General features: G+C 60.4%; 18 protein-coding genes and 1 pseudogene. 7 read left to right on the top strand and 12 right to left on the bottom strand.

Features of this window, described 5'->3' with window-relative positions; translation table 11 throughout:
- Nucleotides 1–76: 76 nt before the first annotated feature.
- Nucleotides 77–1,477 (top strand): M48 family metalloprotease, encoded by a 1,401-nt coding sequence (locus tag HB780_RS24945; protein ID WP_286203188.1) that lies wholly within the window; start codon nt 77–79, stop codon nt 1,475–1,477.
- Between the two features lie 164 nt (nt 1,478–1,641).
- Here the strand turns inward: HB780_RS24945 and HB780_RS24950 are convergent, their stop codons facing one another.
- From HB780_RS24950 to HB780_RS24970, 5 genes are all read right to left on the bottom strand, one after another.
- Nucleotides 1,642–2,502: an RNA polymerase factor sigma-32 gene (locus HB780_RS24950; RefSeq protein ID WP_183690046.1), complete on the bottom strand. Its 861-nt coding sequence runs from the start codon at nt 2,500–2,502 to the stop codon at nt 1,642–1,644.
- A 410-nt stretch (nt 2,503–2,912) separates the two neighbouring features.
- Nucleotides 2,913–3,485, bottom strand: coding sequence for a CarD family transcriptional regulator (locus HB780_RS24955; protein ID WP_183690047.1), 573 nt, complete (start codon nt 3,483–3,485; stop codon nt 2,913–2,915).
- 398 nt (nt 3,486–3,883) lie between these two features.
- Complete coding sequence (gene fdxA, locus HB780_RS24960; RefSeq protein ID WP_183690049.1) at nt 3,884–4,222, bottom strand: ferredoxin FdxA; 339 nt, start codon at nt 4,220–4,222, stop codon at nt 3,884–3,886.
- Between the two features lie 211 nt (nt 4,223–4,433).
- Nucleotides 4,434–4,838, bottom strand: coding sequence for an RNA-binding S4 domain-containing protein (locus HB780_RS24965; protein ID WP_183690050.1), 405 nt, complete (start codon nt 4,836–4,838; stop codon nt 4,434–4,436).
- 3 nt (nt 4,839–4,841) lie between these two features.
- On the bottom strand, nt 4,842–8,036 hold the full coding sequence (locus HB780_RS24970) for a helicase-related protein (RefSeq protein WP_183690051.1): 3,195 nt from the start codon (nt 8,034–8,036) through the stop codon (nt 4,842–4,844).
- A 1,272-nt stretch (nt 8,037–9,308) separates the two neighbouring features.
- On the opposite strand from HB780_RS24970, the gene HB780_RS24975 reads away from it, so the two are divergent.
- From HB780_RS24975 to HB780_RS24985, 3 genes are all read left to right on the top strand, one after another.
- On the top strand, nt 9,309–9,464 hold the full coding sequence (locus HB780_RS24975) for a DUF3309 domain-containing protein (RefSeq protein ID WP_183690052.1): 156 nt from the start codon (nt 9,309–9,311) through the stop codon (nt 9,462–9,464).
- A gap of 67 nt (nt 9,465–9,531) precedes the next feature.
- Nucleotides 9,532–9,765: a YMGG-like glycine zipper-containing protein gene (locus HB780_RS24980; RefSeq protein WP_435693928.1), complete on the top strand. Its 234-nt coding sequence runs from the start codon at nt 9,532–9,534 to the stop codon at nt 9,763–9,765.
- Nucleotides 9,766–9,939: 174 nt separating this feature from the next.
- Nucleotides 9,940–10,113 carry a hypothetical protein gene (locus tag HB780_RS24985; protein ID WP_183690053.1) on the top strand — a complete coding sequence of 58 codons (174 nt, stop codon included), beginning with the start codon at nt 9,940–9,942 and terminating at the stop codon, nt 10,111–10,113.
- Nucleotides 10,114–10,159: 46 nt separating this feature from the next.
- On the opposite strand, the gene phbB is transcribed toward HB780_RS24985, so the two are convergent.
- Together phbB and HB780_RS24995 are read right to left on the bottom strand one after the other, a co-directional pair.
- On the bottom strand, nt 10,160–10,885 hold the full coding sequence (gene phbB, locus HB780_RS24990; protein WP_183690054.1) for an acetoacetyl-CoA reductase: 726 nt from the start codon (nt 10,883–10,885) through the stop codon (nt 10,160–10,162).
- A 130-nt stretch (nt 10,886–11,015) separates the two neighbouring features.
- Nucleotides 11,016–12,196, bottom strand: a pseudogene (locus HB780_RS24995) (acetyl-CoA C-acetyltransferase).
- A 239-nt stretch (nt 12,197–12,435) separates the two neighbouring features.
- Between HB780_RS24995 and phaR the strand changes: the two are divergent.
- Nucleotides 12,436–13,008 (top strand): polyhydroxyalkanoate synthesis repressor PhaR, encoded by a 573-nt coding sequence (gene phaR, locus HB780_RS25000; RefSeq protein ID WP_183690056.1) that lies wholly within the window; start codon nt 12,436–12,438, stop codon nt 13,006–13,008.
- 356 nt (nt 13,009–13,364) lie between these two features.
- Here the strand turns inward: phaR and rpmF are convergent, their stop codons facing one another.
- The 3 genes from rpmF to mtgA all read right to left on the bottom strand — a co-directional run bounded on the left by rpmF (nt 13,365) and on the right by mtgA (nt 15,238).
- On the bottom strand, nt 13,365–13,550 hold the full coding sequence (gene rpmF, locus HB780_RS25005; protein ID WP_006724402.1) for a 50S ribosomal protein L32: 186 nt from the start codon (nt 13,548–13,550) through the stop codon (nt 13,365–13,367).
- A 179-nt stretch (nt 13,551–13,729) separates the two neighbouring features.
- A complete protein-coding gene (locus HB780_RS25010) occupies nt 13,730–14,380 on the bottom strand; it encodes a glutathione S-transferase family protein (protein WP_183690058.1) in 651 nt (216 codons plus the stop codon).
- A gap of 111 nt (nt 14,381–14,491) precedes the next feature.
- Entirely contained in the window at nt 14,492–15,238 is a 747-nt protein-coding gene (mtgA, locus tag HB780_RS25015; RefSeq protein WP_183697450.1) for a monofunctional biosynthetic peptidoglycan transglycosylase, read from the bottom strand.
- 181 nt (nt 15,239–15,419) lie between these two features.
- Between mtgA and HB780_RS25020 the strand changes: the two genes are divergently transcribed.
- Nucleotides 15,420–16,331, top strand: coding sequence for a polyprenyl synthetase family protein (locus HB780_RS25020; RefSeq protein WP_183690060.1), 912 nt, complete (start codon nt 15,420–15,422; stop codon nt 16,329–16,331).
- Nucleotides 16,332–16,457: 126 nt separating this feature from the next.
- The gene (locus tag HB780_RS25025; RefSeq protein ID WP_183690062.1) at nt 16,458–17,099 is read left to right on the top strand and encodes a LysE family translocator; all 642 of its coding nucleotides are present in this window, start codon (nt 16,458–16,460) and stop codon (nt 17,097–17,099) included.
- Between the two features lie 19 nt (nt 17,100–17,118).
- Here the strand turns inward: HB780_RS25025 and ispG are convergent, their stop codons facing one another.
- The gene (ispG, locus tag HB780_RS25030; RefSeq protein ID WP_183690064.1) at nt 17,119–18,372 is read right to left on the bottom strand and encodes a flavodoxin-dependent (E)-4-hydroxy-3-methylbut-2-enyl-diphosphate synthase; all 1,254 of its coding nucleotides are present in this window, start codon (nt 18,370–18,372) and stop codon (nt 17,119–17,121) included.
- A 126-nt stretch (nt 18,373–18,498) separates the two neighbouring features.
- Nucleotides 18,499–19,698, bottom strand: a complete 1,200-nt coding sequence (locus tag HB780_RS25035; RefSeq protein ID WP_183690066.1) for an MFS transporter — start codon at nt 19,696–19,698, stop codon at nt 18,499–18,501.
- Nucleotides 19,699–19,797 lie beyond the last annotated feature (99 nt).

Here is a 19,797-nt window from a genome sequence, read left to right on the forward strand (position 1 = left end):
GACTACTGCGGCCCATGCGCGCCGCCTCGCTCTCGTCTTTCTTGCCGCGACGGTGCTCAACAGCTGCCAGACGGTGATGGATCAGTCCTATCAGCCGAACGTGTCGCCTTCCGCCAATCCGCAGATCGTGTCCGAAGTGCAGAAGAACGATCCGCGCGCGCAGATGGGCGCCCGCGAGCATCCACGCATTCTGGCGAGCTACGGCGGCGAGTACAAGGACGCAAAGACCGAGCGCCTCGTTGCCCGCATCGCCGGCGCGCTGACCAGCGTTTCGGAAAACCCGCAGCAGTCCTACCGCATCACCATCCTGAATTCGCCCTCGATCAACGCCTTCGCGCTGCCCGGCGGCTATCTCTACGTCACGCGCGGCCTGCTGGCGCTTGCCAATGACGCCTCGGAAGTCGCCGCCGTGTTGTCGCATGAGATGGCGCATGTCACGGCCAATCACGGTATCGAGCGTCAGAAGCGCGAAGAGGCCGAGGTCATCGCCAGCCGTGTCGTCGCTGAGGTCCTATCCAGCGATCTCGCCGGCAAGCAGGCGCTTGCGCGCGGCAAGCTGCGCCTTGCCGCCTTCTCGCGCCAGCAGGAGCTGCAGGCCGACGAGATCGGCATCCGCACGCTCGGCCAGGCCGGCTACGACCCTTACGCCGCCTCCCGCTTCCTCAACGCCATGGAAGACTACAGCCGCTTCATGACGGCGAACTCCGACGCCGACCAGAGCCTGGACTTCCTGTCGAGCCATCCGAGCACGCCGCAGCGCATCGATCTCGCCAAGGCGCATGCCCGCGAATTCGGCGAGGAAGGCAAGGTCGGCGACACCGGCCGCGATTATTACCTCAACGGTATCGATGGCCTGCTCTATGGCGACAGCCCGGAGGAAGGCTATGTGCGCGGCCAGACCTTCCTGCATGGCGGGCTTGGCATCCGCTTCGACGTGCCGCCCGAATTCCGCATCGACAACAAGGTCGAAGCGGTGATGGCAACCGGCCCCGGCGATATCGCCGTCCGCTTCGACGGCGTTGCCGACAGCCAGAACCAGAACCTGACGAATTATATTTCCAGCGGCTGGGTCACCGGCCTCGACCCGACATCGATCAAGTCGATCACGGTCAACGGCATGGAAGCGGCAACCGCGCGCGCTTCGGCCGACCGCTGGGATTTCGATGTCACCGTGGTGCGTGACCGCGCGCAGATCTTCCGCTTCCTGACGGCGGTGCCGAAAGGCAGCATCACCCAGCTCGAGCAGACGGCCGATGTGCTGCGCTCAAGCTTCCGGCACATGACACCGGAGGAAGCCTCGTCGCTGAAGCCGCTGCGCGTGCGCGTCGTCACCGTCAAGGCGGGAGATACGATCACCACGCTCGCCGCCCGTATGATGGGCACCGACCGCAAGCTCGATCTCTTCAAGCTGATCAATGCGTTGCCGACCGGCGCATCGATTGCACCCGGCGACAAGGTCAAGATTATCTCGGAATAGGGGGAACCTCGGCTTCACCCCAACGGGGAGAAGGTGCGCTGCGAGCGCAGATGAGGATATTGCCGAGGCGCTACCCTTCACCCACGTCCAAGGCGGTAGGAACGAACGCTCCTCGTCCCGTTACCACCCTCCAGGCACCTTCTCCCCGAGGGGAGAACGGTTTGTCAGGCATAACTCGCCATGCGCGGATCTGCATCGACCAGGGCGCTACGGAGCTTCTCCATGGCGCGGCTTTCGATCTGACGGACGCGTTCCTTGGAAATGCCGAGAGCGGTGCCCAGCTCCTCCAGCGTCGCGCCATCCTCCACCAGGCGGCGCGCGCGGATGATCTTCATTTCGCGTTCGTTCAGTTGCTTCAGCGCGGAAGCAAGCCAGACGCGACGGCGTTCGCCATCGATCATGTTGGAGACCTGTTCGTCCGGCAAAGGCTCATCGCTGATCAGGAAATCCATGCGTTCGGCACTTTCGGCATCGCCGGATATCGACGGTGCCTGCAGGGAGGCATCATTGCCGGAAAGACGCGCATCCATGGTCTGCACGTCGGCGAGGCTGACCCCGAGAGCGACGGCGATTTCCTCATGAATGGACTGGACGGTGACGCCGGCGTTACCCCTGGCAAGCTTGGCGCGCAGGCGACGGAGATTGAAGAACAGCGCCTTCTGCGCCGAACTCGTGCCCCCGCGCACGATCGACCAGTTGCGCAGGATATAATCCTGGATCGACGCACGGATCCACCAGCTTGCGTAAGTCGAAAATCTCACCTCCCGCTCCGGCTCAAACCTTGCCGCCGCCTCAAGAAGCCCTACATAGCCTTCTTGTACAAGGTCGCTCATCGGCAGGCCGAAATTGCGGAATTTCCCCGCCATGGAGATCACCAGGCGCATGTGGGCGGTGGCAATTTTGTTGCGAGCACCACGATCCTCGTGGTCCTTCCAGCGAATGGCAAGATCGTGCTCTTCGTCGCGAGCGAGATAGGGAGCGGCCATCGCGATCTTTATCATGCGCCGATCTGCGGACATATTCATATGCATCTCCCTAAATTCGGCCTCAAAATCATCTCTGTGCCGCGGGTCGACGGAAAAAGCAGCGAACATCGTTTCCGAACATCGCTGCGCGGATGAAAAGCTATGAATGCAATGCGGTTGAAGATCGGGGCCCGGATAACCGGACGATCGGTTACCGGTCTAATTCTACTTCACCGAAATAACCTGACGAACAATCTAACTTCAGATCGCCGGGAAATTTCCTATCAAAACGCATCGGCCGTTCCTCGTGAAGGTCAGGGGAAACGGCCAGTCCGAAAGAGCTCGCAATTACGAGAACCCACACCGGCCGCGAAACACTTGGCCTAAACGCAGCAAGCGGCAAAAGGTTCCAAAGAAAAAACCCGGCACGAAGGCCGGGTTTTTTGGAGATGGTATTTTGACTTTCGGCCTTATGCGGCTTCGTCCTGAGATTCGTCTTCCTCGACGAGCTTGCCGCGCTTCGGGCCCTTGTTCAGATTGGTCTCGACCAGGCGGACAGCCTCGGTTTCGGACATCTTGTTGACGGCGGCAATTTCGCGCGCCATGCGATCAAGCGCGGCTTCATAGAGCTGACGTTCGGAATAGGACTGCTCCGGCTGGTTCTCGGCGCGATAGAGATCGCGAACCACCTCGGCAATGGAAATCAGATCGCCGGAATTGATCTTGGCATCATATTCCTGGGCGCGGCGCGACCACATGGTACGCTTGACGCGGGCTTTGCCCTGGACGACCTTCAGTGCCCGTTCGACGAAATCCGTCTCGGAAAGCTTACGCATGCCAATGCTCATGGCCTTGGCCACGGGCACCTTCAGACGCATCTTGTCTTTCTCGAAATCGATTACAAAAAGCTCAAGCTTCATGCCTGCGACTTCTTGCTCTTCGATCGCGGTGATCATACCAACACCATGAGCGGGATATACGATCGATTCACCTGTCTTGAAGCCATGGCGTGCTGCTGAAGGTTTTTTCTGCTGGGTCGTCATTCTTTTCAAAAACTCCCTGTTACGCACCGGTGAGGGCCGGGGCCGGGTCAGTCAGGCCCGGATGAGACGGAAGCACCGTCGGGGTGACTTCATTCTGTTCCAACCATACGCATAAAAAAAGAAATCCGTTCATCGCGATCCTAGACCCGACAACTCAAATCGTTGATATGTCAAGGAAACCGCGTACGGATTGGTTATTTGCTTTCGTGATGGTTTGGGGGCACGAGAGATGCCGCCGTGGATCAGTGTGAGGAAGCTATCACAAAAATCTGAGGAAATCAATAATTTGCTTTACACGCGCAAAGCGGCCACGTTGACCGCTTGGCAAGCCAACGGCTATGATTCGTCTCTATGCCCTACCGACTACACCCTAATCGACAGCCTGTCACGGCCTTCGATCAGTCGCCGGAACCGGGATTGGCCGAGAAATACTTCTCGAACTTGCCCTCTTCGCCATCCACTTCCTTGGCTTCGGGCAGCGCCTCGCGCTTCACAGTGATGTTCGGCCAGATCGATGCATAGTCCGCATTGATCTTCAGCCACTTGTCGAGGCCTGGTTCCGTATCGGGCTTGATCGCCTCTGCGGGACATTCAGGCTCGCAAACGCCACAGTCGATACACTCGTCCGGATGGATGACGAGGAAGTTCTCACCTTCGTAGAAGCAGTCGACAGGGCAGACTTCCACGCAGTCGGTGTATTTGCAGCGAACGCAATTGTCGGTCACGACATATGTCATGAAGCACTCCAGGAATGACTCTCGTTTTCCGTGGACGGGCAACCTGGAACGTCGCGCCTTTCCCTCGGAAGCCGGAACGGACAAGCAGATGCGCTAAGCACAAGCATGCCGCCCGGCAAATTACCAGCGGGTTGACCGTCAGGTATCGACTTTGACAGCCAAATTCAAGGACAAACAATCCTGAAAAATCCCAGAGGCGGCAAGGAGTTTTCTAATCGTCGCCTGAGGTGAGCCGATCGATGGCTCGCCGTTCGCGTTTCGTCGGCCGACCACTGCCCGGCGCGCGCAGCGCCTGTTCGAACGGCGTGAGGCGTTTTGTCTCATCCGGTGGCGGCGTCAGGTCCTCGTAAAGCAGCTTCGCCTCCTCGAAAGGCCCCCGTCGATCCCCCGGCAGCCGCACGATCAGGATGACATCACGCCGCTCGAGCGACAGTTCGAGGCGGTCGCCCGCCTTGACGCCGTAGCTAGGCTGCGTGATCCGCTCGCCGTTCACCCGCACATTGCCCTTCTGGACGTAAACCTGCGCGAGCGAGCGGGATTTTACCATACGGGCAAAGAACAGCCACTTGTCGATGCGCTGGCGCGAACCGGAAGATGGCTGTCTTTCGTCCGTCATGGCTTATTTCTTCATCTGCTCCTTGAGCACCGCAAGCTTGGCGAAGGGAGAATCCGGATCGATCGGCTTTTCCTTGCGCGGTGGCTTGGCTTCGAAGCGCAGTGGCTGCGGCGCGGCGCGATTGTTGCGGTCGTTCCGGTCATTGCGCTCTTTCCGCTCGCCGCGATCCTGACGGTCGCCGCGTTCGGGGCGGTTGCCCTGATTCTGAGGACGGCCGCCGTCGCGGTTGTTGCCGCGCGGGCCACGGTTGTCGCCACGGGCTTCCCGCCCTTCGCGATTGCCTTCGCCGCTCGGCTGCTGCTCGCCACCGCTGCTGTTGCGGCGATTGCCCTGCTGGCCGCGCCCCTCGCCCTGGCCCTGCTGGCCGCGGCGATCGCCTTGGCCGCGTGCGCCCTGGCGCTGCTGATTGTCGCTGCGTCCACCAAGACGCCAAAGCAGAACCGGCTTCGGCTCAGTCGGCTCGGCGACAACTGCGTCGCCAGCCTCAACCGCTACGGCCTCCACAGGCTCGGCAGCGACGGCAACAGCCGGTTCGGCCAGAGCTTCCGTGGGAGAGGCTTCGGTAATAGGGGCTTCCGCAATAGAAGCTGCATCCTCAGCGACGGTTTCGCCTTCCGTAGCCGGCTCGTCGCTGGCGCCATCGGCATCATCGTGATCGGCACCATCGGCAGCGGCTTCCGCAACCTGCGGCGCCTGAGCGGGCGCTGCGGAGGCATCCTGCAGTGCGAGGTGGGCCGTCGCATCTTCGGGCTTCACGGCATCAGCACGGTAGCCGAGACCCTTGAGGATCTCTTCCATGTCTTCCAGCGTCGCGCCGAGGATGGAAAGCATCGCCGTTGTCGTGGTGAAGCGGCGACCGTCATAGGCGCCTTCCGGACGCGAAGCCTGACCCGGCTTCCACTGCAGCAGCGGACGAATGATATCCGCCAGGCGCTCGAGAATGTCGATACGCACCGCGCGCTTGCCGAGGAATCGGAAGCCGGCAAGTTTGTAGAACGTGCGCTCATAGGTCGGATCGGTAACGACGGAGGTCCGGCCAGCGGCCAGGACCGGGATCAGGTCGCCATAGCCCGGCTTGTCGAGACCATCATTCTTCAGCGCCCAGAGCAGGGTGATGAGTTCGGCAGGCGACGGCTTCAACAGGGCAGGCACGAAGATGTGGTAGGCGCCAAAGCGAATGCCGTAGCGGCGCATCGAGGCGCGTCCATCCTGATCCAGCGACTTTACCTCTTCGGTAACGTCGCGGCGGAACAGCACGCCAAGATTTTCGACCAATTGGAAGGCCAACCCCTTGGCAAGCCCCTGCAGGTCCTCGGCGCGCGACAGGTCGTCGAGCGGCTTCAGGACCGTACTGATATGGTGGTTCACGAAGCGCTCGATGCGCGCAGCGACGTGATCACGCGCATTGCTCGTCAACTGCTCGTCGGCGAGCAGGATGACGCGCGGCCGCATGATGTGATCGCTACCCGTCAGGCGCGCCACGGGATCGCCGAGCCAGCGGACGAGACCGTCCGCGCTGATCGCCAGATCGCTATTGCCGGCCGCATGCATCCGAGCCGCGCGCGCCTCGAACTCCAGCGCGAGCGCCTTTAGCGAGGCCGTCTGGACAGCCTTGGCGTCCGGCCCCTCGGTTCCCGAGACAGGCGTAAACCGGAATCCGGTCAACTGTCCCACATGATGTCCCTCAACGAAGACATCCCCATTCACACTGATTTCAGCTTCCAGCATCGCATTCTCTCTCAGGCGCTTCATGAGCACAGATGTCCTGCGATCAACAAAGCGGTTCGTCAACCTTTCATGTAACGCGTCGGACAATCGATCTTCGATTTCCCGCGTCTTTTCTTGCCAGTGTGTCGGATCGGCAAGCCATCCGGGCCGGTTCGACACATAGGTCCAAGTTCTTATCTGCGCGATTCGCGCCGAAAGCGTGTCGATATCGCCATCCGTCCGATCGGCACGATGCACCTGCTCGGCAAGAAAATCCTCCTTTACCGTGCCATAGCGCACGAGGTCCGAAAAGAGGGTAGCGATAAGATCGGCATGCTGGGCGGGCGTAATACGCCGATAGTCGGGAAGCGCACAGGCTTCCCATAATTTTTCGACCCGCTCGGGGCTGCTGGCGAGAACGGAAATCTCCAGATCACGCGCCATATGTTCGAGCGCTTGCTGGTCGACCGCCGGCAATGCCCGCGTCAAGCCCTGCACGCGCGGCGCCTCCTCAAGGCTCGCGCGCAACGAAGCGATCGACGAGAAGTCGAAATGCTTGGTACGCCATTGCAGCACCTTGACCGTGTCGAACTCGTGACCCTCGATGCGTCGCACCAGCTCATCGTCGAAGGGATCGACCTGCCCCGTCACGCCGAAGGTGCCGTCCCTCAGATGGCGGCCGGCGCGGCCGGCTACCTGGCCGAGTTCACCCGGATTGAGATTGCGGAACTGATAGCCGTCGAACTTGCGGTCCTGGGCGAAGGCAACGTGATCGACATCGAGATTGAGGCCCATGCCGATCGCATCGGTCGCGACCAGATATTCGACGTCGCCGGCCTGATAGAGCGCCACCTGCGCATTGCGGGTGCGCGGGCTGAGCGCGCCGAGCACGACGGCCGCCCCGCCGCGCTGGCGGCGGATAAGCTCAGCAATGGCATAGACCTCGTCGGCCGAAAAAGCGACGATCGCGGTGCGCTGCGGCAGGCGGGTGATCTTCTTCTGGCCGGCATAGAAAAGATGTGACAGGCGCGGCCGTTCGACGACAGTGATCCCCGGCAGCAATTGTTCAAGGATCGGCCGCATCGTGCCGGCGCCGAGCAACAGCGTCTCGTCGCGGCCCCGCAAATTCAGGATACGGTCGGTGAAGATATGGCCGCGCTCCAGATCGCCGGCGAGCTGAACCTCGTCGATGGCGACGAAAGAAGCACGCGTCTCGCGCGGCATGGCCTCGACGGTACAGACCGAATAGCGCGCATTGGGCGGTGAAATCTTCTCTTCGCCGGTGACCAGCGCAACATTCTGCGCTCCGACCTTCTCGACAACACGCGTATAGACCTCGCGCGCCAGCAGCCGCAGCGGCAGGCCGATCACGCCGTTGCCGTGCGCCACCATGCGCTCGATAGCGTAATGGGTTTTGCCGGTATTGGTCGGTCCGAGCACCGCGGTTACGCCGCGTCCGCTCAGGATCATTGGCTGCGAGGTCTGAGTCATAGGTCCATGCATGGGCGAGAAACCACTGTCTTGCGATCAGCAAGCTCCCCAGGAAAGAGAAGAACAGATGACGACCATATGTGACAAAGGCAAGACCTGAATCAAAAAACAACCGCCGCAACATTCGATTTCATAAATAGCGATCTCAACCAAAAGCTACATTATCACTACATCCCAGGCGAGTCCCGTCGAGTCCGGAACAGCTTGAGAACGAATCAGCGACGAATCGCTGACTCCGGAGAGTTCCTTTTTTGTTCACTACAATATATAGATTTTAATTCATAGAGTCCCACCACATACTGAATCGCCTTTTGACTTGCTTTTCCAACAGAAAGGGAGTCGGATCGCTACCTGATCGAGATCGGGACGCCTGCGGAAAACATGGTTAAATATTTGTAAATCTGAAGACTTCCGTTGGGAATCCGGCTCAGGAAAGCCCCCTGTTAAGATTCGGGTCAAAGCCGGAACGAATCGGCGACGAATCACCGACTTTCGGGGATTCCATCTTTGTTCTCCACAATATCTAGCGTATTTGCGATCAAAATGCATAGGACTCTGGATGGTTGAAGCGCAGAATCGACCCGAATCAGGGATTGCAATTAACCTTTAAGAGAAACCGAATAAAAGAAAACAATAAATTCCCGCAATGATTGAATCCATTAACACTTCGATCAAAGCCGGAACGAATCGGCGACGAATCGCTGATTCCACCATGTATCCCATTTGTTCACGGCTACATCTAGCACTCGGATGAGGAAGCTGATCCAGATGAAGAACGGGAAGACGGAGTGGATGAGCCGGAAAACTCCCGATTTTAACGAATTCGATCGATGGGCACTACCTTGTGGCGATCAATCTCAAATCCGCATGCCAAAAAGATAAAAGTTTCGCCCGCCGCCGTTAACCAAAGCTCAAACGCAGAACGAATCGCTGACGAATCACGGACAGCTCCATTTTCCCGTTTCGTTCACCGCAACATGTTGTATTTAAATAAATTTTTAACCATAAGAGAAGCTCGCTGACCGGCATTTTTCCGCGCGCAACGCGCGGCGGCATTAACCTTTTACCTCGGCATGCAGATGCGTCCTCATACCGACGGTTATTTCTGAGCCGGAACAATTTCGTGCGGCGCGAGTTTCTTCGGGTATCGAACACGGTGTGCCGCCCGTTTTGCGTAAACGAGGTAAAAGGGCACACCGATTGAAGCAACCGCTTGAGCGAAGTCCTCACTCCAGCGGAAACTTCAAGCGCTGGACGCGGAGGAAATAAGCCATGCTTGGTACCATTTTACTTGTAATCGTGATTCTCATGCTGGTCGGCGCTTTCCCGAGCTGGGGTTACAGCCGAAGCTGGGGATATGGTCCATCCGGCGGTCTCGGCCTCGTTCTCGTCATTGTTCTCATTCTACTGCTGATGGGCCGGATTTGATCGGGCTGATAATGTTGAAAACCTCGTCATAACAGGGAGCAAATACCATGAAAAAATCATCGTCGCGATCGCCATTGTGGGCGCACTCGCCTCATGCAGTGCCACGGAGAGAGGCACGGCCATCGGTGCCGGAACCGGCGCAGTCATCGGCGGTGTTGCCACCAATAGCTGGGGAGGTGCTGCAGTCGGCGCCGTGGCCGGCGGTGTTGTCGGCAACCTCATCGGCCGCTCTCATGAGCGCCGCGGCTATTGCGTCTACCGCGACCGCTACGGCAGCCGCTACGAGGCTCGCTGCCGCTAAGGCAGTGACAGGCTAAGACAGATTTCACGGCCGGCCGTCAGCACGTTGTTGACGACCGGCCGTGAAAGCCAAATCGTCATGCCGAAAACTTCAAACCGGAATTTTCAGGCGAATACAAGCACCCGCGCCGATCGCGCAGGGATGGGTCAACGTTTTTGAAAAGGGACGGACACCATGGTTGCAATTATCGCAGGCATTGCAGCGCTCGCTCTCATCGGCACCAGCTTCATCGTGCTGATCCACGCCTCCCGGGTACGGGACCGGGAAATGCGCCGGATGGTCTTCAAGCCCGTCGTCCTGGAATTCAAACCCAGGCAACAGCGCTCCGAGAGTTCAAGCCGGCCCTGATTGCCGGACACCACCGACAATCAGCCAACACATTATCCCCATAAGCTCAGACGACGAACTGGCCGCCATTGGCGCTGATCGTCGATCCCGTGATGAAACCGGCCTCATCGGCGGCGAGGAAGACGACCACGCGGGCGATCTCCTCCGGCTCACCCAACCGCCCCACAGGGATCTGCGGGATGATCCGCTCGTTCAGTACCTTTTCCGGCACTGCAAGCACCATTTCCGTACCGATATAACCGGGGCAAATGGCATTGACGGTGATGTTCTTGGCCGCCCCTTCCTGGGCCAGCGCTTTGGTGAAGCCGAGATCGCCGGCCTTGGCGGCGGAATAGTTCGCCTGGCCCATCTGGCCCTTCTGGCCATTGATCGACGAGATATTGATGACACGGCCGAAGCTACGGTCGCGCATGCCCTGCCAGACGTGATGCGTCATGTTGAACAGGCCGGTGAGGTTGGTATTGATGACCTCGTTCCAGTGCTGCGGCGTCATCTTGTGGAACATGGCGTCACGGGTAATGCCGGCATTATTGACGAGGATCTCGACCGGGCCAAGCTCTTCCTGCACCTTGGCGATACCCCTGCCGCAGGCCTCGTAGTCGGTCACATCCCATTTGTGGACGGAAATGCCCGTCACCTCATGGAACGCCCGCGCCTTCTCCTCATTGCCGGCATAGGTTGCCGCAACCTGGTAGCCCGCATTGCGCAACGCCATCGAAATGGCCGCCCCGATGCCGCGCGTACCGCCTGTCACCAACGCCACTCTGCTCATGATCCACTCCCCTTTGTTGCTGCGGAGACTGGACGACCGATCCTCAGGTCGCCCGCTCCGCCCTCGTCGTTTCTTCTGGAAAATCTGGCTCAAAACCGCTTTGCGCGGCCCTGGGGATACGCGAAATGCCTCAGAACGCCTCTAAGCACATGGCCACGCCCATACCGCCGCCGATGCAAAGGGTGGCAAGCCCCTTCTTTGCGCCACGGCGCTTCATTTCGAACAGCAGCGTGTTGAGGACGCGGGCACCGGAAGCGCCGATCGGGTGGCCGATGGCGATTGCGCCGCCGTTGACGTTGACGATCGAGGTATCCCAGCCCAGATCCTTGTTGACGGCGCAGGCCTGGGCGGCGAAGGCCTCGTTGGCCTCGACGAGGTCAAGCTCGCCGACGGACCAGCCAGCCTTCTCCAGCGCCTTGCGCGAGGCGGGGATCGGGCCGGAGCCCATGATCTGCGGATCGACACCCGCCGTTGCCCAGGAGACGATGCGGGCGAGCGGCGTGATGCCGCGACGCGAGGCTTCCGCCTCGGACATCAGCACGGCAGCAGCCGCACCGTCATTGAGGCCGGAGGCATTGGCTGCCGTCACCGTGCCGTCCTTGTCGAAAGCGGGGCGCAGCTTGGCCATGCTGTCCAGCGTCGCGCCATGACGGATATATTCATCGGCATCGACGATGATGTCGCCCTTACGGGTCTGGATCGTGAAGGGAACGATTTCGTCCTTGAACCGCCCGGCCTTCTGCGCGGCCTCGGCCTTGTTCTGGGAAGAAACCGCGAACTGGTCCTGTTCATCGCGCGAAAGCTGCCACTTGCGGGCGATGTTTTCCGCCGTAATACCCATGTGATAGCCGTAGAACGCGTCGGTCAGGCCGTCCTTGATCATCGTATCGATCATCTTCATGTCGCCCATCTTGGTGCCGGCGCGCAGATGGGCCGCGTGCGGCGCCATCGACATGGACCCTGGCCGCCGGCAACGATGATCTTGGCGTCGCCGGTGGCGATCTGCTGCATGCCGAGCGCAACGGCGCGCAAGCCCGAGCCGCAAAGCTGGTTGACGCTCCAGGCTGTCGCCTCCTGCGGGATACCGGCCTTCATCGCGGCCTGGCGGGCCGGATTCTGTCCTTCGGCGGCCTGCAGCACCTGGCCGAGAATGACTTCATCGACTTCCTTGGCATCGACGCCGGCGCGCTCCAGCGCGCCCTTGATAGCGGCAGCGCCGAGCTCATGGGCCGGAATAGCCGCAAAGGCGCCGTTGAAGGAACCAACGGCGGTGCGGGCAGCACTGGCGATGACGATGGATGGATTGCTCATGGAAGCCTCCTCACAGGATGAACATATATGAGGTGAAACTGTCAAAGCTTTGCGCCCGAGTCAAACCACAAGACGGCCATCTCTCATATTTCACCCAGCCTTCACTACCAGCGAAAAATACAACCAGTAGAAAGGGCTTGCCGCATTGCACAAAGCGATTGTCACCAAGCTTCTTTTGCGTCTACACTTGGTAATGGAGGAGTATTCCATACAATCAGACGGGGTCAGGAGACTGAGTAATGGCAAAGAATGAGGGCCAGATCGTAATCAAGAAATACGCCAACCGCCGCCTATACAATACCGGTACCAGCACATACGTGACCTTGGATGACCTGGCGGAAATGGTGAAAAAGGGAGAGGAATTTACCGTCCAGGATGCGAAAAGCGGCGACGACATCACGCATTCGGTCCTGACGCAGATCATTTTCGAACAGGAATCGAAAACCGGAAACACGCTCCTGCCGATCTCCTTCCTTCGGCAGCTGATCGGCTTTTACGGCGATCAGATGCAGGTGGTCGTACCGAGTTTTCTTGAGCACTCCATGCGCTCCTTCACCGAGCAGCAGGTGCAGATGCGTGAACAGATGAACCGCGCCTTCGGCGAGACGCCGCTCGTCAAGAACCTGCAACTGCCGATCCAGATCGTCGAGGAACAGGTGCGCCGCAACACCGAAATGTTCCAGCAGGCCATGCAGATGTTCTCGCCCTTCATGAAGCCGCCGGCAAAAGAAAGCCGCAAGGCGGAGGCCAAGGACATCGACGAGTTGAAAGAACAGCTCCGCGCGATGCAGAGCAAGCTGGATAGCTTGTGAGCTAAGGTAGCGCGCGAGAAAATCGGCCCTAAATTTGCGGAGAGTGCATACCCCCCCTCTGTCACTGACGTGACATCTCCCCCACAAGGGGGGAGATTGGTAACTCGCGGAACCCTCTCGCCCAGCAAGCATAGAATCTGCGGAAACTGCAGTTCGTTGTTTTGAAGATGACGGGCAGCAAGCTCCCAACGATCTCCCCCTTGTGGGGGAGATGTCCCGAAAGGGACAGAGGGGGGGTATCAGAGGTGCGGCATATCAACAGACCGCTTGTCTTCCACCATCACATCCCCGATCAAAACAGAAAAAGGCCGGCGAAACGCCAGCCTTTAATCTCACCCTTTAAGGGAGCGCTTAGATTATGCGCTTTCCTTCGGCGTCAGAACCTGACGACCGCGGTACATGCCTGTCTTCAGGTCGATGTGGTGCGGGCGACGCAGTTCGCCGGAGTTCTTGTCTTCAACGTAGGTCGAAGCCTTCAGCGCATCAGCCGAACGGCGCATACCGCGCTTGGAAGGGCTAGTTTTTCTCTTCGGTACAGCCATTTTCGTTACTCCACTTTGCGGACGAAACATGTCAGCGGCCAGCCAGGCGGCCGAAACAGACATGGATCAATTTCGGAATTTGGTCGGGCTTATACATACCTTGCGGGGCTTTGACCAGTCCCTCACAGCATTTTTTGCCCGCGCCACCGGATTCAGACGGATTGAAGCCGAATCAGCGATCAGGCTTCATCTACGCCCACGATCCACGTCTCTTCAAGCGCCGCTTTTTCCCATTTCTGCCAAGCGGGCAGTGCTTTCATCGTCGCCATGTAGTCCAGCGTGTCGGCAGAGCTCACCAGGTCATAAATCTCGAAGCGGCTGACGACCGGCGCGAACATCGCATCGGCAGCGGAAAACGCGCCAAACAGGAAAGGGCCGCCGGAACGATCCCGCGCCTCGCGCCAGATCGTCTCGATGCGCGCCACGTCGTCCATGACGCCTTGCGGCAGATCGAGACGGCGGCCGGTCGGACGGCGCATGTTCATCGGGCAGGCACCGCGCAGGGCACTGAAACCGGCCAGCATCTCCATGCCGTAGGACCGTGCAATCGCGCGCGCCTGCCGATCCCCAGGCCAGAGCCCCACTTCAGGAAAAAGCTCGGCCGCATATTCGATGATCGCCAGCGATTCCCAGACCTTGAACCCGCCATGAACCAGCATCGGCACCTTGCCCGTCGGCGAGACCGCACGGATGTCCGGGTTGCCGGCCTCGAAATCGAAAGGGATGAGCACCTCCTGGAAAGGGACGCCGCAACCCTCCAGCGCAATCCATGGTCGGAACGACCAGGAGGAATAGTTCTTGTTACCGATATAGAGGGTCAGTCTGTCCATGGTTCGTCCCTTTTCGTCCTCGAAAGGCCGCCGGCGCAATTCGAGCAAACGTCCTATTTTTAGCTGAAAATGCCAGATGTCAGCCGCACGATCGAACGACAAGTTCTGATATCAGTTATAAAGGCATTTGATGTACTCGCCGGAATTCGCCGCTCGCCGCTGGATCAGCGAGGCGAGCTGGCGCAGCCCACGTCCCGGCTTGCTCGCCACCCGGTCGATCGGATTGGGCAGGGAGACGGCGAGAAGGGCAGCTTGGCGAGCGTTGAGCTTCGAGGCCGGCACCTTGAAATGATAGCGCGCGGCAGCCTCGATGCCGTAAATGCCCGGCCCCCATTCGGCGATGTTCAGATAGACTTCCATCATCCGCCGCTTCGACCAGACGAAGGAGGAGGACACGGACAGCGGCAGCTCCATCGCCTTGCGCACAAACGAGCGGCCGTTCCAGAGAAAAAGATTCTTCGAGGTCTGCATCGGGATCGTGCTGCCACCGCGCGTGGATTGGCCCTTCAGCGTCTGCTGCGCGAGCGCGCGCATCTCACCCCAGTCTACACCCCCGTGAAAACAGAATTGCCCGTCCTCGGACGCCATGACCGATCGCACCAGCACCGGCGATATCTCGTCGAAGGAAACCCATCGGCGGTCATACCCCTGAAAGGTCACGGCATCGCGCAGCATAAGGGTCGAAACCGGATGGACGAAGGGCAGGATGTAGAGAACGATGAGCACATAGGGCAGCAGCAGCAAACCGACGACGACGAGGGCGATGCGCTGCGGGAGCGGACGGGCCATAAACCGCGCAAGCAGGGCCGACCGTCTTGGCATCTCGGCTTCCTCCTCGCTGTCCGTCGATATGTCCAATTGCCGAAGGTCCACCATCACCCCATCCCGGAACATGCCTTGCACATTCGGGGAACGCGCTGGGAATGCTCCAATCGTCATACCGTCTACACAAAGCGATGACCAGAGTGCGACGAAATTCCCCTCCGGGCTGTTGACAATTCCCGTTGCCAGCGACCGGCACTCATGCCAAACAGCGGCCATGGACAGCACCTCCTCCTTCGAACATCGCCTCAGGGACAATGCCGGCAAGGTCGAGGCTGTGCTGAGCCGACTTCTCGCCGATGCCCGCCTGGACGACGAGATCGCCCGCCCTGCCCGCCTGCTGGAGGCGATGCGCCATGGCGTGCTGAACGGCGGCAAGCGGCTGAGGCCTTTTCTGGTGATGGAGACCGCGGCACTTCTCGGCGGCAACGGCGATGCGGCGCTACGGATCGGTGCGGCACTCGAATGCGTTCACTGCTATTCCCTGGTGCATGACGACCTGCCGGCCATGGATGACGACGATCTGCGCCGCGGCCAGCCGACCGTCCATATCGCCTTCGACTACGCAACGGCGATCCTTGCCGGCGACAGCCTGCTGACCTACGCCTTCGATATCATCGCCGCTCCTGAAACGGAGCTGCCAGCAGACCGTAAGATGGAGCTCGTGCTGGCGCTGTCTCGCGCCGCCGGTATCGGCGGCATGGCCGGCGGCCAGGCGCTCGATCTCGCCGCCGAGAAAGTGACGCCGGACGAACGGGGCATCACCACGCTGCAGGCCATGAAGACCGGCGCGCTGATCCGCTACGCCTGCGAAGCCGGCGCCATCATTGCCGGCTCATCGGCCGGGGACCGGCAACGACTGCGCAGCTTCGGCGAAAAGATCGGGCTTGCCTTCCAGCTTGCCGACGACCTCCTCGACCTCACCGCCGACGCCGCCACCATGGGCAAGGCAACCGGCAAGGATGCCGCGCGCGGCAAGGGCACGCTGGTGGCGCTACACGGCCAGGCATGGGCCGAGACGACACTTGCAAGACTGGTGCGCGAAGCAACGGAGCTGCTGTCTCCCTATGGGGAAAAGGCGGTCATCCTGATCGAGACCGCGCGTTTCGTGGCAAACCGGAAGAGCTGAGCCTTCGCTTCAGGCGTTATTGGATCGCCGGACATGTCCCCGTGACAAGAAATCGCGTGGAAAATGGGTGACCTCCCTGCCTTTCCGTGGCAGATATCGTCGCCTGAAATCCCCCGGAGCTATCCCATGCATGAGGCGCTCGCCTATCTGCCGCAGATCTTGCCGGCCTATATCGCCTATATCATCGCCGTCGTCAGTCCCGGACCGGCGATCATGGCCATCATCGCCACGTCGATGACGCATGGCCGCAAGTCGGGCATGGCGATCTCGCTCGGTATCTTCGGCGGCTCGCTGACCTGGGCGATCGCGGCGGCCGCCGGGCTTGCGACCCTATTGCATAGCTATGCGATCGCGCTCGAGATTCTGAAAGTCTTCGGCGGGCTCTATCTGCTCTATCTCGCCTACAAGGCATTGCGCGCCGCGCGCGCAAGCGGCGACTTGCAAGCGGCCGTGACGGAGGCAAAAGCACCAAGCTACAGATCGCTGATCCTGCGCGGCTACGGCATCCACGTCACCAATCCGAAGGCGATCTTCGCCTGGCTCGCCATCATCGCGCTCGGCATGCCGCAGGGCGCACCGGCCTCGGTTGCTGTGCTGATCATAGCGGTCTGCGGAACGACCGGCTTTATCGCCTTCATGGGCTATGCGCTGCTGTTCTCGACGCCGCATGCGCTGAAGATCTACAGGAGCGCGCGCCGCTGGATCGAAGGCGCGATGGCCGGCTTCTATTGCTTTGCCGGCATCAAGCTGCTGACCAGCAACATCTAAGGCAAGATTTGGCGGCGGATCACTCCGCCGCGACGCTCTTCTGGCCGAAACGCTTCTCGATATAATCGGCGACCAGCGCTTCGAAGTCCGAAGCGATACTCGGGCCGCGCAGCGTCATTGCCTTCTGGCCGTCGATGAAGACGGGGGCGGCGGGCGATTCGCCGGTGCCGGGCAGCGAGATGCCGATATCGGCATGCTTGCTCTCGCCGGGACCATTGACGATGCAGCCCATGACGGCGACGTTGAGCGCTTCGACACCAGGATATTTCTCGCGCCAGACCGGCATGTTCTTGCGCAGGTCGTTCTGGATGTTCTGCGCCAGCTCCTGGAACACGGTCGAGGTCGTGCGGCCGCAGCCGGGACAAGCCGCGACAACGGGCACGAACTGACGGAAACCCATCACCTGCAGCAGCTCCTGCGCCACCTGCACCTCGCGGGTGCGGTCGCCATTCGGCTCCGGCGTCAACGAGACGCGGACGGTATCGCCGATGCCGTGCTGCAGCACATAGCCCATGGCAGCCGACGAGGCGACGATGCCCTTGCTGCCCATGCCAGCCTCGGTGAGGCCGAGATGCAGCGCATGGTCGGAGCGCTGGGCGAGCATGGAATAGACGGCGATCAGGTCCTGCACCTGGCTGACCTTGGCCGAGAGAATGATGCGGTTGCGCGGCAGGCCGATTTCCCCGGCGAGATCCGCCGAGATCAGCGCCGACTGCACGATCGTCTCGCGCGTCACCTGGCGGGCAGATAGCGGCGAGCCGGCGGCAGAGTTCTGGTCCATCAGCGCCGTCAGCAGATCCTGATCGAGCGACCCCCAGTTGACGCCGATGCGCACCGGCTTGTCGTAGCGGATCGCCATCTCGATGATCTCGGCGAACTGCTTGTCCTTCTTGTCCTTGAAGCCGACGTTGCCGGGATTGATGCGGTATTTTGCCAGCGCCTCGGCGCAGGCCGGATGATCGGCCAAAAGCTTGTGGCCGATATAATGGAAATCGCCGATCAGCGGCACGTCCATGCCGAGCCGCAGCAGCCGCTCACGGATCTTCGGCACGGCGGCGGCACTTTCGTCGCGGTCGACGGTAATGCGCACCAGCTCCGAGCCGGCCTTGAACAGGGCGGCCACTTGCGCCACCGTCGAATCGATATCGGCGGTGTCGGTATTGGTCATGGACTGCACGACCACGGGCGCGCCGCCACCGACGATAACGCCGCCGACATCGACGGCAACGGAGGAACGGCGCGGGCTCGGATCAAAATCACTGGCGGACGACATGGAAAACTCTCGTTAGCCCTGGGGAATTGCTGCCTTTCAGGTGGATCACGGAGCGGTCGTTGTCAACCGCTCCGGATATCACTTTCTCGGCCTGGAACATGACCCTAGCGGGTCAAGACGGCCGAATTAATGCGAATTCTCGCCGATGCCGTCGGCGTAACGCGCCAGCGACGAGAGAGCCAAGACGACGAGCAGCAGCACCGGCAGTGCCAGCAGGACCGGCGAGAAACCGACATGCTCGGCGGCAAAACCGATCGCGGAGGGCGCCACCAGCATGCCGGAATAGCCGAGCGTGGTGACGACCGAGATGCCGATGCCCGGCTGCAACCCCGGAATGTTGCCGGCGGCGGAAAAGGCGATCGGCACCATGTTGGAAATACCGATGCCGCACAGCGCGAAGCCGACAATGGCCAATTCCGCATTCGGCGCCAGCGCCGCGATCACCATGCCGACAATGGCGAAAACCGTGCAGACGCGCAGCGTCCTGACGGCACCCAGCTGGTCGCGAACGAAATCGCCGGCAAAGCGCATCACCGCCATGGTGAGGGAGAAAGCGGCAAAGCCGAAGCCCGACAGCGTCACGGAGGCTGCCTTTTCCTGGCTGAGATAGAGCGCGCTCCAATCCAGCACGGCACCCTCCGGCATCATCGAGAACAGCGCCATCAGGCCGAGCAGCCAGGGCAGCGGCACCATCGGCAACCGCGCCTTCGGCTTCGCCTCGTCTGGATGCGGCTGGTCGCCCAGGATCATCGGCCATGCCACGGCCAGGATGAGGATGGAAAGCACGGTGACGACCTCGGCGTGGCCGAGGAAGCCCAGATGCGAGATCAGGAAACCGCCGATCGCCGCACCGAGGAGACCGCCAAGGCTCCAGAAGGCGTGGCAGGACGACATGATCGCCCGACGCATGGATTTCTCCACCGAGACGGCATTGGCGTTCATCGCCACGTCCATGGCCCCGATAAAACCGCCAAACAAGAAGATGGCAATGGCCGCGGTCCACACACTTTCGACCAGGGTCATGGCGAGCAGCATCGGCACCAGCAGCACGGCGAAGGCCTTGACGACGATCTTCGAGCCGCGCCCGGCAATCTGCGCGCCGGCAATCGGCATCATCACCAGCGAGCCAACGCCGAAGACCAGGATCATCAGACCGAGTTCAAACTTGCTCAGTTGCAGCCGCTCGGCAAACTCCGGAATCTTTGGTGCCCAGCAACCGACGCTGAAGCCGTTCATTAGAAACAGCAGCGAGACGGCTGCGCGCGGTTTCGCAAAGAATCCGCTTCTGCGCGCCTGAAGACTCTCGGATTGCATCATATCATTCATGGAAAATCCCCCAAATCAGAGCTCGCAACATATTTAAATCGATTGAAATCGCAATATCCGAAAAGAATCATATTGGTCACGTTTCGTCTCCATCTGTTA

The organism is Rhizobium lusitanum (assembly GCF_014189535.1).
In the GTDB taxonomy this organism is placed as follows: domain Bacteria; phylum Pseudomonadota; class Alphaproteobacteria; order Rhizobiales; family Rhizobiaceae; genus Rhizobium; species Rhizobium lusitanum_C.

Excerpts from the sequence above, each read along its gene's own strand:
- HB780_RS24945 (WP_286203188.1), top strand. The coding sequence starts at position 77 with ATGGATCAGTCCTATCAGCCGAACGTGTCGCCTTCCGCCAATCCGCAG.
- HB780_RS24950 (WP_183690046.1), bottom strand. The coding sequence starts at position 2,502 with ATGAATATGTCCGCAGATCGGCGCATGATAAAGATCGCGATGGCCGCT.
- HB780_RS24955 (WP_183690047.1), bottom strand. The coding sequence starts at position 3,485 with ATGACGACCCAGCAGAAAAAACCTTCAGCAGCACGCCATGGCTTCAAG.
- fdxA (WP_183690049.1), bottom strand. The coding sequence starts at position 4,222 with ATGACATATGTCGTGACCGACAATTGCGTTCGCTGCAAATACACCGAC.
- HB780_RS24965 (WP_183690050.1), bottom strand. The coding sequence starts at position 4,838 with ATGACGGACGAAAGACAGCCATCTTCCGGTTCGCGCCAGCGCATCGAC.
- HB780_RS24970 (WP_183690051.1), bottom strand. The coding sequence starts at position 8,036 with ATGACTCAGACCTCGCAGCCAATGATCCTGAGCGGACGCGGCGTAACC.
- HB780_RS24975 (WP_183690052.1), top strand. The coding sequence starts at position 9,309 with ATGCTTGGTACCATTTTACTTGTAATCGTGATTCTCATGCTGGTCGGC.
- HB780_RS24985 (WP_183690053.1), top strand. The coding sequence starts at position 9,940 with ATGGTTGCAATTATCGCAGGCATTGCAGCGCTCGCTCTCATCGGCACC.
- phbB (WP_183690054.1), bottom strand. The coding sequence starts at position 10,885 with ATGAGCAGAGTGGCGTTGGTGACAGGCGGTACGCGCGGCATCGGGGCG.
- phaR (WP_183690056.1), top strand. The coding sequence starts at position 12,436 with ATGGCAAAGAATGAGGGCCAGATCGTAATCAAGAAATACGCCAACCGC.
- rpmF (WP_006724402.1), bottom strand. The coding sequence starts at position 13,550 with ATGGCTGTACCGAAGAGAAAAACTAGCCCTTCCAAGCGCGGTATGCGC.
- HB780_RS25010 (WP_183690058.1), bottom strand. The coding sequence starts at position 14,380 with ATGGACAGACTGACCCTCTATATCGGTAACAAGAACTATTCCTCCTGG.
- HB780_RS25020 (WP_183690060.1), top strand. The coding sequence starts at position 15,420 with ATGGACAGCACCTCCTCCTTCGAACATCGCCTCAGGGACAATGCCGGC.
- HB780_RS25025 (WP_183690062.1), top strand. The coding sequence starts at position 16,458 with ATGCATGAGGCGCTCGCCTATCTGCCGCAGATCTTGCCGGCCTATATC.
- ispG (WP_183690064.1), bottom strand. The coding sequence starts at position 18,372 with ATGTCGTCCGCCAGTGATTTTGATCCGAGCCCGCGCCGTTCCTCCGTT.
- HB780_RS25035 (WP_183690066.1), bottom strand. The coding sequence starts at position 19,698 with ATGAATGATATGATGCAATCCGAGAGTCTTCAGGCGCGCAGAAGCGGA.